Annotated in this window: 15 protein-coding genes and 3 pseudogenes; 6 read left to right on the top strand and 12 right to left on the bottom strand. The window is 67.2% G+C overall.

Going from position 1 to position 17,747, the window contains the following annotated elements; translation table 11 throughout:
* Nucleotides 1–229: 229 nt before the first annotated feature.
* Nucleotides 230–760 (top strand): annotated as a pseudogene (locus ACFYQ5_RS19635) (DUF6545 domain-containing protein); the annotation flags it as partial.
* 50 nt (nt 761–810) lie between these two features.
* On the opposite strand, the pseudogene ACFYQ5_RS19630 reads toward ACFYQ5_RS19635, so the two are convergent.
* From ACFYQ5_RS19630 to ACFYQ5_RS19610, 5 genes and pseudogenes are all read right to left on the bottom strand, one after another.
* Nucleotides 811–909: pseudogene (locus ACFYQ5_RS19630) on the bottom strand (DNA-binding response regulator); the annotation flags it as partial.
* The gene (locus ACFYQ5_RS19625) at nt 906–1,130 is read right to left on the bottom strand and encodes a phosphatase PAP2 family protein (protein ID WP_389198973.1); all 225 of its coding nucleotides are present in this window, start codon (nt 1,128–1,130) and stop codon (nt 906–908) included. The pseudogene ACFYQ5_RS19630 and the gene ACFYQ5_RS19625, both read right to left, overlap by 4 nt.
* Nucleotides 1,112–1,489, bottom strand: a complete 378-nt coding sequence (locus ACFYQ5_RS19620; RefSeq protein WP_389198971.1) for a hypothetical protein — start codon at nt 1,487–1,489, stop codon at nt 1,112–1,114. Before ACFYQ5_RS19620 ends, ACFYQ5_RS19625 begins: the two co-directional genes overlap by 19 nt.
* A complete protein-coding gene (locus ACFYQ5_RS19615) occupies nt 1,486–2,091 on the bottom strand; it encodes a phosphatase PAP2 family protein (protein WP_389198969.1) in 606 nt (201 codons plus the stop codon). The genes ACFYQ5_RS19620 and ACFYQ5_RS19615 overlap by 4 nt, the downstream gene beginning before the upstream one ends.
* The gene (locus tag ACFYQ5_RS19610) at nt 2,091–2,759 is read right to left on the bottom strand and encodes a DedA family protein (RefSeq protein ID WP_389198967.1); all 669 of its coding nucleotides are present in this window, start codon (nt 2,757–2,759) and stop codon (nt 2,091–2,093) included. The genes ACFYQ5_RS19615 and ACFYQ5_RS19610 overlap by 1 nt, the downstream gene beginning before the upstream one ends.
* A gap of 123 nt (nt 2,760–2,882) precedes the next feature.
* On the opposite strand from ACFYQ5_RS19610, the gene ACFYQ5_RS19605 reads away from it, so the two are divergent.
* The 3 genes from ACFYQ5_RS19605 to ACFYQ5_RS19595 all read left to right on the top strand — a co-directional run bounded on the left by ACFYQ5_RS19605 (nt 2,883) and on the right by ACFYQ5_RS19595 (nt 5,762).
* The gene (locus tag ACFYQ5_RS19605; RefSeq protein WP_389198966.1) at nt 2,883–3,257 is read left to right on the top strand and encodes a BlaI/MecI/CopY family transcriptional regulator; all 375 of its coding nucleotides are present in this window, start codon (nt 2,883–2,885) and stop codon (nt 3,255–3,257) included.
* Nucleotides 3,254–4,186, top strand: a complete 933-nt coding sequence (locus ACFYQ5_RS19600) for a M56 family metallopeptidase (RefSeq protein ID WP_389198964.1) — start codon at nt 3,254–3,256, stop codon at nt 4,184–4,186. The genes ACFYQ5_RS19605 and ACFYQ5_RS19600 overlap by 4 nt, the downstream gene beginning before the upstream one ends.
* A 547-nt stretch (nt 4,187–4,733) precedes the next feature.
* Entirely contained in the window at nt 4,734–5,762 is a 1,029-nt protein-coding gene (locus ACFYQ5_RS19595) for a PP2C family protein-serine/threonine phosphatase (protein WP_389198962.1), read from the top strand.
* A 307-nt stretch (nt 5,763–6,069) separates the two neighbouring features.
* Here the strand turns inward: ACFYQ5_RS19595 and ACFYQ5_RS19590 are convergent, their stop codons facing one another.
* From ACFYQ5_RS19590 to ACFYQ5_RS19560, 7 genes are all read right to left on the bottom strand, one after another.
* Nucleotides 6,070–8,124, bottom strand: a complete 2,055-nt coding sequence (locus ACFYQ5_RS19590; protein WP_389198960.1) for an APC family permease — start codon at nt 8,122–8,124, stop codon at nt 6,070–6,072.
* Nucleotides 8,125–8,768: 644 nt separating this feature from the next.
* Nucleotides 8,769–8,996 carry a hypothetical protein gene (locus ACFYQ5_RS19585; RefSeq protein WP_389199114.1) on the bottom strand — a complete coding sequence of 76 codons (228 nt, stop codon included), beginning with the start codon at nt 8,994–8,996 and terminating at the stop codon, nt 8,769–8,771.
* 638 nt (nt 8,997–9,634) lie between these two features.
* A complete protein-coding gene (locus ACFYQ5_RS19580) occupies nt 9,635–10,825 on the bottom strand; it encodes an SPFH domain-containing protein (protein ID WP_389198959.1) in 1,191 nt (396 codons plus the stop codon).
* Nucleotides 10,826–11,619: 794 nt separating this feature from the next.
* Nucleotides 11,620–11,946 (bottom strand): transposase, encoded by a 327-nt coding sequence (locus tag ACFYQ5_RS19575; RefSeq protein WP_389198958.1) that lies wholly within the window; start codon nt 11,944–11,946, stop codon nt 11,620–11,622.
* Between the two features lie 158 nt (nt 11,947–12,104).
* The gene (locus tag ACFYQ5_RS19570; RefSeq protein ID WP_389198956.1) at nt 12,105–12,686 is read right to left on the bottom strand and encodes a DUF6529 family protein; all 582 of its coding nucleotides are present in this window, start codon (nt 12,684–12,686) and stop codon (nt 12,105–12,107) included.
* 14 nt (nt 12,687–12,700) lie between these two features.
* A complete protein-coding gene (locus ACFYQ5_RS19565; protein ID WP_389198955.1) occupies nt 12,701–13,189 on the bottom strand; it encodes a hypothetical protein in 489 nt (162 codons plus the stop codon).
* Between the two features lie 471 nt (nt 13,190–13,660).
* Nucleotides 13,661–14,074, bottom strand: coding sequence for a DUF3052 domain-containing protein (locus ACFYQ5_RS19560; RefSeq protein WP_389198953.1), 414 nt, complete (start codon nt 14,072–14,074; stop codon nt 13,661–13,663).
* A 785-nt stretch (nt 14,075–14,859) separates the two neighbouring features.
* Between ACFYQ5_RS19560 and ACFYQ5_RS19555 the strand changes: the two are divergent.
* Together ACFYQ5_RS19555 and ACFYQ5_RS19550 are read left to right on the top strand one after the other, a co-directional pair.
* Nucleotides 14,860–16,176, top strand: a pseudogene (locus ACFYQ5_RS19555) (glycosyltransferase).
* Nucleotides 16,177–16,306: 130 nt separating this feature from the next.
* A complete protein-coding gene (locus ACFYQ5_RS19550) occupies nt 16,307–17,704 on the top strand; it encodes a DUF6056 family protein (protein ID WP_389198951.1) in 1,398 nt (465 codons plus the stop codon).
* The last annotated feature ends 43 nt before the right edge of the window (nt 17,705–17,747 follow it).

Genomic DNA, 17,747 nt, shown 5'->3' with positions numbered 1-17,747 from the left:
AGCTTTCCCCAAGTTTTTCAGGCCTCATGCTGACCACTTGCTGACTTTACTGACGTCGCGTCAGGTGGCCGCAGGGGGGCTTCGCCCGCCCTCGCAACCCCACCGTGGCAATGGGTCAAGCCTACGCAGCACCTCCGAAGGGCGTCCGTGAGGACCGTCACATGGAGGGTCTGGACCATAGCCAGGAGCGAAGGCGCTCGACCGGCCCGCGCCACCGTGGATCAACACCGTGCACAAGCTGACGGTCCCCGTCTCCCTGGGCCCGGGCTTGAACCTGGTACCCGACCATTCGAAGTGCTCGTCGCTCGTGTCCACACCGTGCGTCTTCAGCGTGACGTCTCCAGCGCTCGCCGTCCTGTTGATCTGTCTCGGTCTCACGCTGCCAACTGTGGTCTTTCCGATCAGCCAGGCTCACCGTCGCCGCTGGGAGGCACAGTCCTTCGAAGCTCTCAGTTCCCTCTGGCAGGACCTCTCGGCAACGATGCCGGAGATCGTCCTGTCGTCCGCGGACTTCGCCCAGGGCGCGTCCAACGACTCGGACTTCTTCCTCCAGCGGCGGGTCATCGAGATCAGCGACGGTATCCTCGCACTCCGGCCGTACCGGTCCCGCAAGGAGCGAGAGAGGGCCCACGGCGCGTTCGACCCTGGGACAGAAGAAGGAGCCGCAGCGGTCGAGGCGGCTGTCGTGAAAGCGGCGCTGGCCGCTTCGAAGGTCGGCCGACTCGCCAGCGAGGTTGCCCTGCCGTTGGCAGAGGCGGCTTCCCGCAAGGACCTCCGTGCGGACACGGAGTGGCTCCTCTTGGTCGCCGACGCATACACCGCGTCGAAGCCCTCGTCCCGCAGACCGCGCAGGAGGACGTCGCGCAGGGCGTGATCGTCCTCGACAACGAGGATGCGGCAACGTGTCACCTCACGGTCCTCCGCGTACCCCGCAGGTAAGCGCCGGCGCTCAGGGCCAGCCAGGCGGTGGCGAAGAACCAGCCGCCGATGACGTCGCTGAACCAGTGCACCCCGAGGTAGACCCGGGTCAGTCCTACGGCCGTGCCCCAGACACCGATCAGGACGGCGACCAAGCGCGGGACGCGCGGACCCCACAGGAACAGGGCAGCGATCAGGAGCCCCGCGGCCAAGCGGCGGCCGGGGTCGGGCAACCAGCCACATGACCGCGACTCGCAACGCCTGGCCGATGCCGAGACAGAGCAGCTAGCGCGGCGGCAGTGATCAGACGCTGCCTGGTGGTGCCGCCCACCGACAGGCCCGCCAGGACGACAACGGCGAACGGGATGACCCCGGTGCCGGTGGCAGTGACCGCACGGGAGAGGGCCAGGGCAGCGCCGGGCCGGTGTGCCTGGGACCAGTGGTGCAGCGCCGCGTCGCCGGGCAGCAGCCCGGGCGGCGCGTTGAGCACGGCTACGGCAAGCAGCGCGAAGGCCGGTGCGGCCGCCAGGGCCGCCCAGGCGAACAGGCGAACGGGTGGACGGCGGGTCACGCCGCAGTAACCAGGGGGCGCAGCGGGCCGTCCTTCAGCCGGGCGGCGAGCGCGCTCTGCTTGCGCCGTACCGCCCAGATGGCGAGGAGCGCGACGAGGGCGCCGACGACGAACCCGATGAGGACGTCGTGCGGATAGTGCACGCCCACCCATACCCGGGAGGCTCCCATCAGGACCGCAGCAGCCAAGGCGAGGAGGCCCAGCCGGCGCGATACGAGGAGCAGTGCGACGGCGGCTGCGGAGGCGAGGGCGGCGTGGTTGCTGGGGAAGGACCAGTCGCCGGGGACGGGGCACGCTTCGAGGGTGAGCACGTGCAGCCGCTGGCACGGCCGGTCCTCATGGACGGCCAGCTTCAGCAGGGAGTCGACGCCGAAGGCGAGGACGGTGACCAGCGGGACCGCCAGCGCGGTGACCGTGGCCGCGGTTTCCGCGCGGCGCGCCCGCCACCATCCGACGACCATCAGCAGTGCGAACACCCCCAGCCCGTAGGTCGACCAGCCGGTGACCAGACTGTCGACCCAGCCGGGCGCTCGGTCGGCGAGGTTGACGATCTTGAGGTAGGCGGGGCCGTCGATACTCGAGCCGTCGTACGCGAGATTCATCAAGGGGCCTCATTCCGGTGCTTGGCAGCCCGCCGGGAGCGGAGCAGTTCCGCTGCCAGCGGTAGCAGGGACACGATCACGATGACGGCGATGATCGGCAGCAGGTATCGGTCGACGTCGGGGATGGTGGAGCCGAGGGCGTATCCGGCAAGCACCAGGCCGACAGTCCAGACCAGGCCGCCGACGACCTGCCAGAGGGTGAAGACCCGGGTGGGGATGTTCAGCGCTCCGGCGAGGGGATTGAGGACCGTGCGCACCACGGGGACGAAGCGGGCAAGCACGATCGCCTTGGCGTGGCCGTATCGCTCCAGTAGTTCCTCGGCGCGCTCTGCGCCCTCGTGCAGGCGCTTGGACCTGCTGCGGGCGAGGAGTGCTCCCCCAGCTCGGCGCCCGATGAGGTATCCGCACTGGGCGCCTGCCAGCGCGCCGGCCACCGAGGCGACCAGAACCCAGGGCAGGGACAGCGTTGCACCTTTGTCCGTGGTCCCCGCGCACAGCAGGCCGGCGGTGAAGAGCAGAGAGTCGCCGGGCAGGAAGAAGCCGACCAGCAGGCCGGTCTCGGCGAACATCACCACCGCGATACCCAGGACGCCGAAAGTCGCCAGTAGCGACGGCGCATCGAGGAGGTTCACCGCGAGTGGAGGCGAGACGAGGACAGGTACAGCCATGAGCAGGGGGCCTCTCACTCTCACTGAATACGGGCAGGGGGCAGCCGGATGGAACAACCAGTCGACTACAATCGCGTAGACGGTCTACTGCACTGTAGACGATTAAGGGATGAGGGGAACGTCATGGCGGAGGGTGCTGTCGAGCGCAGGGGGGCTGGGGAGCTGGAGGCGAGCGTGCTCGCGGCGCTGTGGGCCGCGGACGGCCCCCGGACCGCCGGCCAGGTGCAGCGCAGCCTGACGATGGAGCTGGCCCGCACGACGGTGACGACGATCCTGTCCCGCCTCTTCGAGAAGGGAACGGTAGGCCGGGAACGCTCAGGTCGTGGATTCGCGTACTTCCCCGTCCAGGACACCCATGGCCTGACCGCCCGGCGTATGCACCACGAACTCGACAAGGACAACGACCGCCAGAGCGTGCTGGCCCGGTTCGTCTCAGACCTGGGTCCGGAGGACGAGCGCATACTGCGCGACCTTCTGGAGGGCGGTGACGGGCGGTGATCACCCTGCTGCTCGTGCCGCTGCTGATGCCGTTCGCGGCACCGGCGCTCGTACGGTGGACAGCTCCCCGCCTGCGGCCTGCGGCCGCGATGTGGGCGCTGACCGCGACAGCCTGCGTGCTGACGGGCGGCTGGCTGGTGGCACTAGGGGGCCTCATCCTCGCCGGCATGCTCACCGTGTCTGCTCTGGCCCGCCTCGGCCACCTGAAATACCCCCTGAACGTCGCGCCCGCAATCGTCGCCTACCCGGTGACCGCCCTCGCCGTCGGCGCCCTGTCTCTCTGCGCCTGCACCGTGACCCGGTCGGCGTTGCGTCAGCTCCGCCAGTACCGCACCGCGCACGCGCAGCTGCGACACGCACCCTCCGCGGGAGATCTCAGCGTCCTGGATCACCCCGAAGCCGACGCCTATGCCCTCCCCGGGAATCCGGGGCGCATCGTGGTGACATCCGGCATGCTGCGCACCCTGGCGGGCCCCGAACGAGAGGCCCTCTTCGCCCACGAACGGGCCCACCTGACCGGCCGCCACCACTATTTCCTCACCGTTGCCGACCTCGCCGCCCGCTGCCATCCCGCCATGAGAGCACTGCGCGACGCCATCGGCCTTGCCGTGGAACGCGTCGCCGACGAGGCTGCCGCAAGCGTTGTCGGCGACCGCAACCTGACAGCACGCGCCATCGGCCGCGCAGCCCTCGCCGGAACCGCCAACAGGACCAGCCGCCCCACCTTCGCCGCACGAGCCTCAGGCGGCCCCGTACCGCAGCGCGTAAAAGCCCTGCTCCAGCAAGCACCCACCTCTCACAGGATGTCCGTCACAGCGGCCAGCCTGCTCCTCGCCTGCTCAGCCGCGGCCGGCACAGGAGCCACTGCCGGGCTCGTAAACCTGCATCACCACGTGGAAATCGCCCAGGGCGAGTTGCAGGACAACTGACCCGCAGGGTGGACACAGCCGTCGTCGGTCGCGCCGATCACCACGAAGCACCTGTTACGACAGGGGTGGACTGGCGGGATGTGTCCGAGAGATACGGCCTGGGTCAACCAACACAGCCCCTTCCGCCACTGGCCGGCGGAAGCCACGTTCGACCAGATGCGACAGAGCGTGCGCGTGCCCGGGCGGCAAACGCGGCCGGGCCATGTGACTGGCTGGTGTCGCACGTCAAGCTCTCAAAGTCTATGAAGTCACCCCAGCTCGGACGGCGGCAGGGATCTACGCTTGCTCGCTGATCGACTACCTGGAGTGGCGTGTGCAGACGGGATCGGAGGACATGAAGATCCGTCTGCTGAGCAACACCGATGCGTAGACTTCACGGGGGCGGGAGCCTGCACCGCGCCCGCCTGACCGTTCAGCAGGAGAGGCGGTCATCGGCATGGTGAGGTATGCCGGGTCCATGGGTCTTCGACAGTCGCTGCAGTCGTTCTACGGAGGCACACGGCAAAGCAGGGCACTCATCGCGGTGCCGTTCGCTCTGATCGCTGTCGTGACCGTGGTCGACATCACCACTCCACCACAGGTCCACGTCGGTCCTTTTCTCGTAGCGGCCCCTGCGCTCACAGCCTCATTTGCCGGCCCGCGCCTGACCTCGTTCGTCGGTGGGGTCGCAGTACTGGCCCAGAGCGCCGTCGCTGCGGCCAACAGCACCATCACCAATCTCGAGGTCTTCTACCAGATCATTGCGCTGGTCCTGATCTCTGCGATCGTGACGTTCTTCGCCCACCTGCGAGAACGTCACTCCGCGGAAATGGTGCGGCTGCGCTCCGTAGCCGAGGCGGCTCAACGTGGGGTCCTACGACCCCTGCCTGCACGCAGCGGTCCCCTACGCATGGCATCGGTGTACCTGGCCGCCGAAGCGGGAGCACAGCTGGGCGGAGACCTTTACGCAACCGCGCGCACCACCGAGGGAACCCGCGTAATCATCGGCGACGTCCGAGGCAAGGGCCTCGACGCCATCAGCGGCGCCGCCGGTGTTCTGGGCGCCTTTCGAGCTCTTGCCCGCCAGGAAGCCAGCCTGCCCGATCTGGCAGCCCGCCTCGACAACAGTGTGACCGCACGTCAGATCGACTCCCTGTACGAGACCGAGGACGAAAAAACCGCCGAAGACTTCGTCACGGCGGCCGTGCTGGATATTCCCCATACCTCTGACGTGCTCCGCCTTGTCAGCTGCGGACATCCGCCGCCCCTGATTCTCCGCGCAGGCCGAGTGTTCTCACTCGACGCCGAAGAGCCGGCCCCGCCGCTCGGAATCGGACAGCTGACGGCTATGCATTTCACGGAGGAGGTACATACCTTCGATGCCGGTGACACGCTGCTCCTGTACACGGACGGGGTCACTGAAGCCCGCGACCGTTCAGGCCACTTCTACCCTCTCGCTGAGCGGCTAGCGGCTACGCGGCCCGAGGGAGGCCCTGAGCTACTGCTGAAGTTCCTGTGCGCAGACCTTCTGCACCATGCGGGCGGCTACCTCGGCGACGACGCCGCCATGGTTGCGATCGAACGGCTGGCTGACTAGGGCGGGAGCGGACTGCCCGCCGGTGCCGTCCGCCACATGCTCGCGGTCTTCGAGGGTCAGGCCTTCACTCCCGTCACGGCGCTGCGACCCTGCGGGCAGGCCCAGATCGACACCACCCGCCTGGACGTCCTGAGACCCAGCGGCACGTCAGCTCGGGCGCGGACACACGGCAAGCCTCAGCCGACTGCACAGAGCTGCAACCGAACCAGGGCGTTCCCCCTTTGCTTGCTGGTGTGGGTGACGATGTGGCTGCGACCAAGGCCGGTACCTGGTCATGGGGGGACTTGTTTCCGCTGTGCTCGCGTGGTCAGTTCGTGTCGGGGCCTCGTGACGTGCTGTGCAGTGCGGTGTGGCCGACCCTGTTGGGGGGCTCGCCGCGGCGGACCGAGCCGGGGGCGCGGGCGATGGGCCGATGGGTGCCGGTGGCGGAGGACAGTTGCCAGGGGACACTGGTCACGGTTACGCCGGGGGTGAGGAGCAGACGGCTCTTGAGCCAGAGGGCGGTCTGGTTGTGGAGGAAGTTCTCCCACCAGCGGCCGACGATGTATTCGGGGATGAAGACGGCGACGACGTCATGCGGGCCGCCATCGCGGAGGACGGAGCGTACGTATTCCACCGCTGGTCTGGTGATTTCGCGGTAGGGGGACCGGAGCACTTTGAGTGGCACCTGGATGTCGAAGTCGTTCCACTGCCTGTGCAGTGTGGACAGAGACTCCTGGTCGACGGCGACGGTGAGTGCTTCGAGGTGGTCGGGCCGGAAGGCGCGGGCGTAGTCGAGGGCTCGCAGGGTCGGCTTGTTGAGGGTGGAGACGAGCACGACGGCCAGGACCCGGGCGGGCGGGATGCTGTCCTGCCGTGGGTCGGTCACGGCGAGCTCGGCGGCGGTTCTGTCGTACTGCCGGCGGATGCCCCGCATCATCAGCCACAGCACGGTCGCGGCGACGACGGCGAGCCACGCGCCCTGGGTGAACTTGGTGGCCAGCACGATGACCAGGACGAGTCCGGTGACGGCAGCGCCGGTGGAGTTGACCGCACGGGCCAGGTGGTGACGGCGGCGCTGCGCGGGGTCGGTCTCGGTGTGCAGCGCACGGTTCCAGTGCCGGATCATGCCGGCCTGGGAGAGGGTGAAAGAGGTGAAGACACCGAGGATGTAGAGGTGGATCAGGCTGGTGACGTTGGCCTTGAAGCCGTACAGCAGGAGCCCGGCGACGACTGCCAGGGCGATGATGCCGTTGGAGAAGACGAGTCGGTCGCCCCGGTTGTGCAGCTGGCGCGGAAGGTAGCTGTCCTGGGCGAGGATCGAGGAGAGCAGCGGGAAGCCGTTGAAGGCGGTGTTCGCTGCCAGGATCAGGATCAGGGCCGTGACTGCCTGGATGTAGTAGAAGCCGAAGCTGTCGGCCCCGCCGAAGACAGCCGCGGCGAGCTGCGCGATGACCGTGCGCTGGGTGTAACCGGCGCAGTCGGGCAGTCCGGTCAGTCGGCAGGCGTCGTCGGCGATGTGCACCTTGGCGACGATCGCGAGCGTGGTCACGCCGACGAAAAGGATGACGGCGATGATGCCCATGGCAGCCAGTGTGCTCGCGGCGTTCTGCGACTTGGGCCTGCGGAACGCGGGCACTCCGTTGGAGATTGCCTCCACGCCCGTCAGTGCCGTGCAGCCGCTGGAGAACGCGCGGAGCACCAGCATGACCAGTGCGAGTCCGGCCAGATCCAGGTCGGCCTTCTGGGGGGTGACGTTGTACTGGGAGCTCTCGGCGACCGGGGCGTCGCCCAGGACGTAGCGCAGCAGCCCGGTGCCGATCATGATCAGCACCCCGCCGATGAAGAGATAGGTAGGAGCGGCGAACAACCGGCCGGACTCGCGCAGGCCCCGAAGGTTCAGTGCGGTGAGCAGGGCCACAAAGCACAGTGCCATCAGCACGCGGTAGTCGGCCAGGGAAGGCAAGGCCGAGATGATGTTGTCCACTCCGGAGGCCACGGAGACCGCCACGGTCATGACGTAGTCGACCAGCAGAGAGGCCCCGACCACCAGACCGGCTGAGGGGCCGAGATTGGTCGAGACGACGGCGTACGATCCGCCGCCGTTCGGGTAGGCGTGGACGACCTGGCGGTAGGAGAGCACCACCACCGTCATCAGCGCGACGACCGCGGCCCCGATCCACGGGGTGAAATGCAGGTACGCCAGCCCTCCGAGGGTGAGGACCAGCAGGATCTCCTGCGTGGCGTAGGCCACGGAGGAAAGCGGGTCGGACGCGAAGATTGGCAGAGCCAGCCGTTTGGGCAGCAGCGTCTCACCCAGTTCTTCACTCCGCCGGGCACGCCCGATGACCAGGCGTTTGAGGATCTTGATGGCCGTCGGCACGGCGCGATCGTAAACCGGCTTCCCTCGCCGACCCCGCTGGCGCGGGCAAAAAACTTGAATCAAAGCCCAGTGCGCAGCGCTCACGTGCCCGCGATCGCTGCGGCACCTCAACTGGACGAACTATTGGTACACGTAGCGTTTGATGAGGCCGTTCCGAGGCTGCCCCTACCCGCGACCCCGAGCTCAGCTCCGCACGGTCGGCACGGTGGAGGAGAGAGGCGGAGTCGGATGCGGCACGCGCTGCCGACCGCGAACTGACGCGGGTTTTGAACCAACACGCGTAGCCGGACCCGGAAGCCGGGGCGCTGCCGGCGTCTCCGAGTGATTGGGCGTCGCGGTTTCCTCGATCGCGAAGAAGGTGCCCGTGGAGACCTCGGCATCGGCGACTGGGCGCGGTGGGAAGCCGGCCTGCGCGGGGTGTCCGCACCGTGAGCGCGGTGCCGGACACCTGCAGAAGCGCGAGCCGTCGGCTTGCTGTCCGCTTGGCCCTGGTGTCGTCAGTGGGCGGCGACGGCCTCGGTGGCTTCTGTCTCGTCCCCGATGGCGGGGCCGTGTTCTTCGGGCCGCGGAGGAAGATATAGAGGTGTGCCCATGACGGCTACGCTTGCCCACATAGCCTCCTGACAGCTGTCGACGAAGGACCGCTAAGCGGCATGTAGCGGGCTCTGTGCGTGTGAGCCTGTGCTGGGCGTCGCCTCGGCCGCGTTGGCGACGCCTTCGCGTGCGGTGTCTGCGGCAACCAGCGGGATGCCGTCGAGCCTCTCGCCGATGGAGCTGCGGTCGCCGGCAGACACGAGCGCGCCGAGCGCGGTGCCGAACTCGCGAGTGACGTGGTTGAGCACGGAGGCGACGCCCTGCTTCCCGCGCGGCATGAGGCGGTGATGGCCTCGGTGGATGGTGTCATCGACAGGCCCATGCCGAGGCCCATGGCAAGCAGGCCGGGCAAATTGACAGGTATCTGCCGTCGACGGCGGTCGATGTCGCTCGCCATGAACGCGCGCAGGACGAGCCGGTCAGTCTCCAGGAAGTTGGGCATGCCGCGCTTCACCACAGGGGGCCGGGCCTGCCACTGATTTTCTGACCGGCGGCGGCAGGAGGCGGTGTTCATGCCACGCGGTCCTCGTATCGCTCGCCCAGGAAGCCCCGCTCGAAAGCGGGCTTCTGCCCGGACCAGGGCGACGAGATGGGGAGCGGTCACGGCCCGCCAGCGTTCCTGGGCTGACTCGATGAGCTTGAAGGCCTGCGGACCACGAACCCGATCGAGTCGGGCTTCGCGACTGTGCGCCTGAGGACCAAGGTCACCCAGGGCGTCGCCAGCCGCGCCGCCGCCCTGGCCGCGGTGTGAGGTGCGGTCAGCGGCGGCACGTCTCGACGAGTTGCCGGAGGAGCCGCGTCCGGGTCGAGGGCCCCGCACGGTGATGGACGAGCAAGTCCTCCATCTGATCGCCCGGACCCTGGAGTCGAAGCCTCTACCTCCCACAACACCCGTAAGAGAACGCAGCTCCGGCCGTCATGGTGACAGCCCAGGAATTCGCAGACTTCTCTTCCCGTTGGCGGAGGGATCCTTCGTGTTCTGGAGCGCGTCGAGAATGGCGAGGCCTTGGCCGACCACGCCCGCAGCGACCTGGTTGACACCGTCGGTGCCGTTGAGGACGGTCAGGCTGGCGCCCGACATGCCACGGGCGGCTGCATCTGCGAGGGCCGGAAGGTTCTCGACCACACGGTTGGCGGCGATCAGTTCCTGGTTGCCATCGCGCAGCGAGAGCGCGCGGGCGGTGTTCGCGTCGGCCTGGGCCTGTGCGAGTGTCCGCTCCGAGTACGCCTTGCCGTCCGCCTCGAACTTGGCAGTGTCCCGAGCGGCCTCGGCCAGGGTGCGCTGGCGGTATGCCTCTGCGTCTGCCGGGCGCCTGACCTCTCCTTCGAGGTGCTGGGCCGCCAGTTCGGCCTGTCGCTGGGCGAGCGCAGTCTGCTCCTCGATGACCTCGTGGGACGCCATGGCCTGAGCAAGCGGGCCGGCCTGGGCGGCGCGGGCGTTGGACTGTTCGGTCTCGGCGAGGAACCCTGCCCGCTTGATTGCTGTGTCCCGCTCGTACTCAGCTTTGAGGGCGGCCGCCTGCTGCTCGCGTTCGGTTGCCTCCTGGTCGGCCTTGGCCTGGGCGATACGCGCATGGCCTGCGACTGCTGCGGCGTGCGGAGCGGCGAGGTTATTGATGTATCCGGTGGCGTCCTCGATCTCTTGGATCTGGAGTGCGTCGACGACAATGCCTAGTTTCTCCATCTCGCTGTGGCTCCCCGCCATCACTTCCTGAGCCACCCGGTTGCGTTCCCGGATGATCTGTTCGACGGTCAGTCCGCCGACGATCGACCTGAGGTGCCCGGCGAAGATCCGGCCGACGAGCTCCTCCATCCGTTCTTGTTCGGAGAGGAAACGACGGGCTGCATTAGCGATCGAGATCGCGTCATCACCGACTTTGAACACACAGACCGCGCGCACACTCAGCCGTATGCCCTGCTGTGTGACGCAGTCCTCCGCGATCTCCGCTTCCCGTAGCGCCAGGGACAGCATGCGGGCTTTTTGCTTCACAGGCAGCACGAAACTGCCGTGACCTGTGACGATACGGAACTGTGTTTCCTGTGCCTGCCGTTTCGTGCCGGATATGAGCATGGCCTCATTCGGCGCAGGAACCTGCCAGAACAGCATGGGCGGACTCCCGTCGAGTGTTGGGATGCGCTGCGCCCCCTACGATTTGCGGGAAAACATTCAGGACGGCAACGGCTCGACGATCACCGAGCGAGCTGAGATGGAGTCGATGACGATTACCCGTGTATCTATGGCGAGGGTGATGTGGCTACGTGACCACGCCGCGTACGTTTCCGAGCCCCCGCGAACAGCCACCAAGACCTCACCCGGCCCGTCCGGAGGAATCCCCACCGTAATCCTTCCGATCGCCCCAACCGGACTCTGGGCGGACTCGTCAGTACTAGTCATGGGCCCTCTCGCCGGGCATACGGCTCATGATCACAGATGATTACCTCCGGCCTGCATTCGCTCGAGAACGGCCACGACGCATAGCCGACGGCGACGATTCTCTCGATATCTTCACGATACTCCCGCTTCGGCGTGAATACGGGAACGAGTGCGCGCGAGGGGCCTGAGCCGCCTCCATCTGGCGGCGCCACCTCGCTGCATGGGAAATGCTCGCCCAGGTCGCTCAGGCCGCCAAGAACACCGAACTGCTCGGCCTCCCCCCTGCCCCAAGAATGGTCAACGGCCACCCCGATGCCGGGACTCCTGTGAGTTCGTTCTGCATTGGCCTTCATCTTCTGACCTGCGGTACCACTGAGCCTGGATCCACCGGCTCGCTTCGTGAGTGCTTGATTCTCGTGATCGGGTCGGTGTTTCTGTTTTCGGGCGCGGGGTGGCCGCTGGTCTGCCCAGCTTTTCCACTTGTCCACCGGTCTTGGGCCCTCGTGGGCGGGTCGGATAGGTCCTGGTCAGGCCGTTGGGGGTGGGACGTGGACGACATGGAGGAGGGTGTCGAAGGCGTCTTGCCAGGGCCAGCGTTCGGGCAAATGCAGGGTGAGCCGTCGGGACGAATGGGACAGGCGGGCGGGCACGTTGATCAGGTGTTCGCGGATGGTCGCGCAGGTCGCGCGGGCGTGGAAGGTGTCGGCGAGGGTGCCGCAGGCGCGCATCAGGTTGAAGGCGAGGGCGGCCAGCGCGAGCCAGGCGGCGTTGGCCTGGAAGTTCCCCGACGGCGCGTGGTCCGGCCCCTCTGCCGCAGCGGCCTTCGCACTGCTCGCCGTAGCAGTGGTCCACACGCCGCAAGGCTGCTGTCCAGCGATGGAACGCTCCTCGGCTGATTTTGCACGCATCACCCTGGCGCCACCGTGCCCCACTCCCGCGCGGCGAGCACGCAGCCGCCCCGGGCCCGCGTCCGCTGGACAGGCACCACGCCCCCGAGGCCCGGGGCGCTCGCTCAGATGGAGGAAAACCCTGGTACCGAGTCTCCGTTCAGAGCCCAGAGCGCGGCCGTGTACCAGAGGAGGGCCACACCGAGCACGAGCAGGCCGCCCACCACCGGAAGGAGCCAGCGGGGCAGGCACCTGCTGCGCACAACGATCACCTTGGCCGCGAACGCACCGTAGAGCGTGCACCCGGCGAAGGAGTGCACCGCCACCCGCGGGGAACTCGTCTCGGTCCCATAAGTCGTAAGGCAGTGGTAGGCGATCGGCAGGGAGAGAAGAAGAATGACGAACCCGAGCACGCGGTGCCCCAGCGGCACCGATCGAGGCGCGGGACGGTGGCCTGGCACGCGGCCGTACATCCACAGGGCGAGGCCGAGCTGGATGAGAGCGAGGCCGAGCAGCGCGGTGCTGAGTTGGGCTTTGAGGTCGACTGCGGCGGTGCCGTGCTCGCCGAAGAGCCCGTTGTCGTAGTTCGGTGTGTGGTGGGTTCCGAAGAGGTAGATCCCGACCCCGACTGCGACTGGTACCAGGACAGCGAGCACGGCGGCGGATACGAGGCTCCTGCCGCCGTCTTCACTGTGCCGCGCACTCATCCTGCTCCGCCGACTCAGCTTTCGACCTTGTTGCCCTTGGCGTTCAGGACGTACCACTCGGCGCCGAACTGGTTGAGGCCCTGCCCGTTCGTCTGGCCGGGCTTCTTGTCGTTGATGTAGTAGTACAGCGGGTGTCCGTTGTATGTGACCTGCTCGTCACCACCGGAACGCTTGGTGACGTCGAGCAGCTTCTTGTCCACACCCTTGCCGACCTTGGCAGCCCCCTTGGTGAGCAAGGGGGGCCATGCTTTGGCGCAGGAACCCGTGCAGTTCGACTTGTTCTCCGTGTCGGCGAGGAAGAGGTAGAGGGTATTGCCCTTGTCGTCGACAAGGATGCTGCCGAGCTTGCCCGCAGACTTCGTGTCCACGGTGGCCGGGGTCGCAGGCGAGGCGGTGGAGGCAGTGGGCCCGTGCCCCTCTCCCGAGGTGCTGTCGGAGCAGCCGGTCAGGACGGCGGTGAGCAGGGCGGCGGCACAGGTGGCCATCGTGGTGGTGCGCTTCATCAAGGTCTCCGGGGGAAAGTGCGGCGGGCTCCCTGTCTCTCCCCGCCTACGCCCGATCGCTCACAGCGTCATCGTCAAGACCACTCACACGGAGCTACTCCGGACACAGCCCGCACGCACATGAAAACGGCTTCACACCACCCGGTCTCCAGTCCGTTGTCCACCGCCGTGCTCCATCCGCTTGCGCCTCGCCACACTTGTCCGCTGCGGGCCGCGTACGGCACGCAAGGTCCGGCACCGTTTCCCCCTGGACGCAGGTGGTTCTACGGACAGCGAGGAGGCGAGCGTCAGCCCGCCCGCCGGGACCGAATGGGTCGATCCGCGGCGCCAAGGCGTGTGTTCTCGCCACTCGCCCGATGAGAGGCAGGTCGGAATGCCTTGGGTTCCGACCCCGGGCGGTTCAAGCGGCGACTACCCGTCTACAGATGATGCATGACGCCCTCCCACAAGCAGGCGGGAGGGTGTCGAGTTTCAGTGCTTGGTGCGGGGGTCCATCAACCGCGTAGCGGTCCAGTTGTCTCCCGCGCTGACGGAGGGAGCCTGGGCCGGACTCGCGACGGGCACGGCCTCGGCGATGCCGGAGGGGGCCACATGCCCCTCCCAGCCAGGCTTCGGAGTCAGAATCAATACGTAGCCCCCGTCAGTGAGCGGCGGCACTGTGTCAGCGAGCGTGTCGGCAAGGTCGCCGTCACCCTCGCGGTGCCAGACCAGTACGACGTCGACCCAGCCTCTTCGGTCCTCGTCGACCATCGATTGGCCTGTCACCTTCTCGATGTCCTCGCGCAGCGTCTGGTCGACGTCGTCGTGATACCCGATCTCCAGTACCACCTGCCCGGCGCGGAATCCCAGACGCCCGGCAAGGGTGAGGGCCGTGCTGTCAGTCATAGGGCTCCTCGGTGACCTGAATGCCACTCCGGCATTGCCTTTCCGTAGCAAAACAGATACGGAGCGTGCTGGCTGTGGGATTGGGATCCGCAACACGATCGAGTCGTCCATGTGTCCGGCCACGATCCGCGAGGAATGGACGCTTCAGCAGCGGCGAACCACTGCGGAAGTGCCGCACCATCCGAGCGCGTCACTATGGACAGCTCTTCGACGCCGGTCTGTCGGGGGCGATGGTGGGTCTCGCATTCTGCGTCTGCCTTCGGTTCCGCGCCTGGTTCACCAGGGTCCTTCTGGTCGTAGGCATGGTTGCCGAGCCGGTCGTCAAGCCCAATCCCGCGAGCAAGGAACTCCTGGTGGCAGTCGCGGTGGCGCTGACGGTTTCCGCACTCTCGGCGGGCCTGAGGAACGCAACTACGCTCCGTGCCCGTGACGCCCGAGTGGCCCGGTCCGGCACACGGCCCTCATAGTCGCCCTGTGCTCACCAGACAGACACAGCCGGACGTCGGTCGGCCCGCCGTGCGTTGAGATCCCGCCCATAAGCCGGAGCTGGTGCGCGAAGCCGCGCACCCCGGCCAGCCCAGGGCTTCCACCGAGGCTGCCGTGTCGGGTTTCGGCAGGCCAAACGGGTCACTCGCAATCGGTTAAGGGTGCGCTTCCGCCTGTCCCCGGGGCAACACCGGTGGAATAGCCATGGCATCGGCTCCTGCACGGGGCAAGGGGCAGAGACCCCACCGCTCTACGGTGGACGGCACCGCTCGGGCTGTCCGGTCAGGAGAACTGGTTCGGTGACTCCCCAGTTGTCGGTGGTCGTTCCATGCTTCAACGAGGCTTCCGTCATCGAGAGATTCCACTCGGCGGTCGACGACGTCCTCGACCCATCGGGGATCGACTTCGAGATCTACTACGTGGACGACGGAAGTACCGACCGCACACGGGACATCATCGAGGGCCTGGGCTCCGCTGTTCGCCGCGTCAGGTACTCGGTGCTCAGCCGGAATTTCGGTAAAGAAGCCGCGATGCTCGCCGGCCTGCGCATGTCCCACGGGCGAGCGGTGGTCATCATGGAGGCAGATCTGCAGCATCCTCCGGAGCTCATTCCGCGCATGCTGGAGCTCCACAGGCTGGGGTACGACAAGGTGATTCCCCGGAGGAACCGTGAGGGTGAGGGCGCAGCCCGCACTGCTGTCGCTGCCGGAAACCAACCGGTTCTCGAAGGGCATTTTCGCCTGGATCGGCTTCACGACGGCCACCTTCACCTACCGAAACGCCCAACGGCTCGCGGGCACTTCGAAAGGGGGAAGTCGCCGCCTGCTCACCTACGGCATCGGCGGGCTGCTGTCCTTCAACGACCGGCCCCTGAGACTGGCCGTCTACGCGGGCTTCTGGTGCCTGCTCGCCGCAGTCGTCTACGCGGCATGGGTAGGTTTCGACGTAGCCCTCCACGGAGCACCTGCCCCCGGCTACGCGACACTCCTGATGGTTGTGGTGGGGGTGGGGGGAATCCAGCTGATCACCCTGGGGATCATCAGTGAGTACGTCGGCCGCATCTATCACGAGGTCAAACGCCGCCCACCCTTCGTGGTCCGGGAAACGGACGAGCACCCCGCCCCAAGGCCCCGCCTTCCCCACCATGACTCGAATGCTGGTCCGGCAGCCCCTGCGACAACGGCACGACAGTTCGCAACGTTCGTGGCGATCGGATTCGTCAACACCGCCGTATACCTGAGCCGTCCTGAACCCATGGATCCCGTATCTCACGTCTCACGGCACACGTTCTCGGCTACACGGTCAGTATCGCCGGCTCCTTTCTGCTCAACTCCTACATCACCTGCCGGACCCGTCCGACCTGGCGCGCGTTCCTCCGGTATCCGCTGTCCAGCGGCTTCAACCTCTTCGCCTCCGGCGCGCTTCTCTACGTGACTGTCAGCCGACTCGGAATGGACAAGAATGTCGCCGCACTCATCGCCGGAGTCCTCGTCACCCCGGTCTCCTTCCTCCTCGCCCGCTGGGCCATCAACTCCGGCCGACAGCCGGCGAACACCACCGGCACGAATCGGGACGATGCTGCCGAGAGGAGGTCGAGCAACCCCACCCCTGGCTAGCGCCACCGGCTCGGACGGCGGGAAACACACTGCGCCGGCGCGATACGCCGAGAACGTCGGTACCGACGTTCTCGGGCCCACGAGCGAGGCGAGCCCGAACACCGCCCTGCCGCGCCCAGCCTCGGCAGGTGTGGCACTGTTGCCTCTCCTCGCGCTGTCCCTCTTCGGCGGAGCCGCATGGTTCGCGCGCTGGGTACGCCCGAGTGGCGACGAGTGGTGCTTCCTGCCACTCGTACGCGACGACGGCGTCATCGCCCTGGTAGACCAGTTCTACTCCACGGACAACGGCCGGATCGCCAACGGCGTGCTTGTCGCCTCGTACGCCGCGTTCGGCGTCGCTGGTCAGCAGTGGTACGCGGGAATCAGTTCGGTCGTGATGCTGGTGCTCCTGTGGGCGTGGGCGGTGGCACTGCTCCGATGCGCCCGGTGGCGGGCACCCCGAGGCGTCCCACTGTTCTCGGCAGCCATCTTCCTGGCCGTCTTCTGCTTCGGCTCCGTGAACACGTACAAGACCTTTTTCTGGCCGGCCTCGTCGATTTCCCACACCTTTCCGCCCGTCCTCACGGCCGCCGCCACGATCCCGGCCCTGCTGGCGACCTCGCGACGAGGGAAGATCGCCGCCACCGCGTCCGTGTCCGTCCTAGGAGCCGTCATGGGCACACTGTCCGAGGAGACCTCCGTAGTCGCCCTGACCCTCCTTGCCCTGGCACTGCTGCTGGGTCACCGACTCTTCCCGGCAGGACGGCTCACTTTCCTACGAACCTGGTGCGCCGCTGCCGGAGCGGGCATCATCATCGGCACCGCCGTACTCCTCACCTCACCCGGCTCACGCAACCGCCGCACACGTCACCACGCGGACTCCATGTTCGCGCCCGAATCGCTTCTGGCTTCGCTGCGGGGGTACATGCACATCCTCCATACCCTGGCGACGAGCTGGCAGTATCTCGGCGTGATCGCCGTGGGGGTGTTGATCGGCATCCTCGCCCGTCGCGCGGACGGTGGCATTCCCCGGCCTGACCGGAGGGCGACCCTGCTCCTCATGTCCGGAGCGGCGGCCTTCCTTTTCTCCGGATACGTATGCACGGTGATCGCCCGTCCGGCGTTCGGTCCCTCGGTCGCGACCGCCAACCGGCTGTGGAACGACTACCTGTTCCTGCTCCTCCTCCTGCTCGCCAGCGCGGGCGGCCTCCTCGGGAACATGACAGCCCGGCGGTACCGCCGTCACATGAAGCCGGTAGCCATAAGCGCTGCCTTCATGTGCGTGTGCCTCACAGCCGTACTCGCAGTCCCCCTGCGCGCCCTGGAAACGGACATGCGTGTACGAGCCGAAGCCTGGGACAGCCAGGACCACCTGCTCAGAAAGCGGGCTGCGGCGGGCGCAACGGTACTCCCCTACACACCGCTCGTCATCAGCAAGATGACGGAACCATTCGGCAACCAGGGTAAGCGGCCATGGCCTGCCTCCTGTGTCGCCACCTATTACCAGGTAGAAAAGATCACAGACGGAAGGATGGCGCAGAATCGATAAGCGCGCTGATGGGCTCGCTGCGTCGCACAGTAACCCCGTGCAA

The organism is Streptomyces sp. NPDC005794 (genome assembly GCF_042871445.1).
Taxonomy (GTDB): Bacteria; Actinomycetota; Actinomycetes; order Streptomycetales; family Streptomycetaceae; genus Streptomyces.
The sequence above is the reverse complement of the archived record's forward strand: the minus strand, read 5'-3'. Positions and strand labels throughout refer to the sequence as shown.

Excerpts from the sequence above, each read along its gene's own strand:
- ACFYQ5_RS19615 (WP_389198969.1), bottom strand. The coding sequence starts at position 2,091 with ATGAATCTCGCGTACGACGGCTCGAGTATCGACGGCCCCGCCTACCTC.
- ACFYQ5_RS19610 (WP_389198967.1), bottom strand. The coding sequence starts at position 2,759 with ATGGCTGTACCTGTCCTCGTCTCGCCTCCACTCGCGGTGAACCTCCTC.
- ACFYQ5_RS19605 (WP_389198966.1), top strand. The coding sequence starts at position 2,883 with ATGGCGGAGGGTGCTGTCGAGCGCAGGGGGGCTGGGGAGCTGGAGGCG.
- ACFYQ5_RS19585 (WP_389199114.1), bottom strand. The coding sequence starts at position 8,996 with ATGCCGCGCGGGAAGCAGGGCGTCGCCTCCGTGCTCAACCACGTCACT.
- ACFYQ5_RS19580 (WP_389198959.1), bottom strand. The coding sequence starts at position 10,825 with ATGCTGTTCTGGCAGGTTCCTGCGCCGAATGAGGCCATGCTCATATCC.
- ACFYQ5_RS19570 (WP_389198956.1), bottom strand. The coding sequence starts at position 12,686 with ATGAGTGCGCGGCACAGTGAAGACGGCGGCAGGAGCCTCGTATCCGCC.
- ACFYQ5_RS19565 (WP_389198955.1), bottom strand. The coding sequence starts at position 13,189 with ATGAAGCGCACCACCACGATGGCCACCTGTGCCGCCGCCCTGCTCACC.
- ACFYQ5_RS19560 (WP_389198953.1), bottom strand. The coding sequence starts at position 14,074 with ATGACTGACAGCACGGCCCTCACCCTTGCCGGGCGTCTGGGATTCCGC.